Below are 2142 nucleotides of genomic sequence, written 5' to 3' on the forward strand. Positions count from 1 at the left end.
GCTTCAGTCAGCCCGTGTGTAAGGCGTTATGTGTATCTCAGATGAAAAGAGTAGCTTGTAGTGTAATCGCCTTTATATTGGCCACCGTAATTGCTGAGCAGCTTTTAGGTGATGTTGCTGTCTACTTTGAAATGTGGTCCGTTGGCGCCAGTAGCAGAGCAGAGCTGGCCGATGATTTTGGTTTAGGTCTTCTATGGCTGCTCATCGTTCTCCCGGGAAGCATAATAGTGGGAGCTATTAGTTCGTGGGTAACATGGATAGTCTTAAAAAAAGAGAGCGGTAGTGACAGTGAGAACACATAACCAGGCGTTCAAAATCGTTCGCTTCGCTCACTGGGACCTTCGCAGCTACGCTGCTGCGGCCCTGTTGTCGCCTCTTCGGGGTTGGGACGGCCTTTGCGCAGCGTTGCGGCTACAAAGTCGGGCGTTAAATGTATGCGTGTGATCATGAATAAGAAGGTACTTACTTTCAGCCTTTTTGTATTTGTTCTCGGTGTGTGTGGCTACATACTCTTGGGCAAAAATGGTCCTACTGAAGCTATGCAATCATTGCCTATAGGAAGCTCATATGATGATCTGCTAGCTTTGGTAGGTGAACCGTCATATGTCACTGATGGCACGGAAGGGCCAGAGCGAGGTTTTAAAAAGTATCAAGAACAAAGGATTTCTGGGTGCGTTAAAGAAGTCTGGTACGAGAACGCGCTAAAGCTACCCAGCAAATATGCGTTTTGTTTTAGTGCAGACGGAAAGCTTGTAAATAAGTACCACTGGTCATCGTGGTGAAATACATAACAAGCGGCTGTTATCGCCCCTTGTAGTTCCCCCGGCTCAATGGGCACCTCGATCTAATTCAAACGAGGTGAGAAATGCCAGCGTACAAGAACCCAAAAAAGACGCGACAGTACACGGACGAGCTCAAGGCCAAAGCTGTTAAGCTGACCCATCTGAATGGGGTGAGCGTGAAGGGAGTGGCGGAAGCGCTGGATATCCACCCGTTCATGTTGTCCCGCTGGCGCGAGGAGTACCGGGAAGGCAAGATTGTGGCTGATAAACGTAAAATGGTGTCTAAGAAGCCGAAGGCTTTGAGTGAGAACGAGCGGATACGAAAGCTTGAGAAACACGTTGCTGACTTGAAAGAAGAAAATGACCTGCCTAAACCGACAGCAACCAATCAGCATTGGGCTGCCGATTTGACCTATATTCGCGTTGGAAAACGCTGGCTGTACCTGGCTGCAGTCATTGATCTGTGCTCCCGTCGCATTGTGGGCTGGTCTTTGGGTAAGCAGAAAACGGTATCATTGACCAAGGCCTCGCTACAGATGGCATTACGCAACCGGCGGCCTGCTCCGGGTCTGATTTTTCATACGGATCGTGGAGTTGAATATCACGCGTATATTGCAGGACACCAATGAGAACTTACGATTTCCAGACCTCCAACGCTTTTGCTGAACGTTTTGAAATAGCCCCCTATGCATCCGGCGCATTGGATGGTTTGTGCTTTGCAGTTAAAGACAACATTGATGTCCGTGATCGATTTACCTCCTATGGTAGTAAACCATGGCGTGAAGCACATCCGCGAGCTGCCTACCATGCGGTTTGTGTGGAACAACTGTTGATGGCTGGAGCGCGGTGCGTCGGCAAAACAATAGCCGACGAATTTACCTATAGCCTGGACGGCGAGAGCTATTTCTACGGTACGCCAGTGAACCCCCGCGCCCCGGATCGGATCCCCGGCGGGTCTTCAAGTGGCTCGGCGTCGGCAGTTGCCTGTGGGTTGGTAGACTTTGCGCTGGGTACCGACTGTGGCGGATCAATCCGGATTCCCGCTAGCCTTTGTGGGGTGTTCGGCATGCGGCCAAGTCTGCACCGCATCTCCGAAGCCGGAGTACTTCCTTTTGCACCAAGTGTCAGCACTGTTGGCATATTGGCTCAAAATCTTCCTATTCTGCGCCAAACGATGCGTGTGCTTCTTCGCAGCCGTGACGTTGCACTTCCACCAGTGAAAAATATCTATTTGGTGAAGGAAGCTTTCGCGCTAGCCGACCCCGAGATCCAGAGCGCCCTATCCGAGTGCATTACGCATTTGAGTAATTTCCCTAACATCACCGTCACCTCCATTTCTCTGCGCGACATCACCGGCTTG

Annotated in this window: 3 protein-coding genes and 2 pseudogenes; all 5 read left to right on the top strand. The window is 50.7% G+C overall.

Features of this window, described 5'->3' with window-relative positions:
• The coding region (locus ABIE61_RS18655) for a hypothetical protein (RefSeq protein ID WP_354412370.1) at nucleotides 1-302 on the top strand (302 nt) is incomplete at its 5' end.
• Nucleotides 303-446: 144 nt separating this feature from the next.
• Nucleotides 447-782 (top strand): hypothetical protein, encoded by a 336-nt coding sequence (locus tag ABIE61_RS18660; RefSeq protein WP_354412373.1) that lies wholly within the window; start codon nucleotides 447-449, stop codon nucleotides 780-782.
• A gap of 83 nt (nucleotides 783-865) precedes the next feature.
• Nucleotides 866-1114 (top strand): annotated as a pseudogene (locus ABIE61_RS18905) (transposase); the annotation flags it as partial.
• Between the two features lie 30 nt (nucleotides 1115-1144).
• Nucleotides 1145-1393: pseudogene (locus ABIE61_RS18910) on the top strand (transposase); the annotation flags it as partial.
• A 14-nt stretch (nucleotides 1394-1407) separates the two neighbouring features.
• The coding region (locus ABIE61_RS18670) for an amidase family protein (protein ID WP_354412376.1) at nucleotides 1408-2142 on the top strand (735 nt) is incomplete at its 3' end.

It is taken from the genome of Marinobacterium sp. MBR-111 (assembly GCF_040547585.1).
Taxonomy (GTDB): domain Bacteria; phylum Pseudomonadota; class Gammaproteobacteria; order Pseudomonadales; family Balneatricaceae; genus Marinobacterium; species Marinobacterium iners.

Bases quoted from the DNA above. Each gene is read 5' to 3' on its own strand.
- ABIE61_RS18660 (WP_354412373.1), top strand. From the start codon at position 447: ATGAATAAGAAGGTACTTACTTTCAGCCTTTTTGTATTTGTTCTCGGT.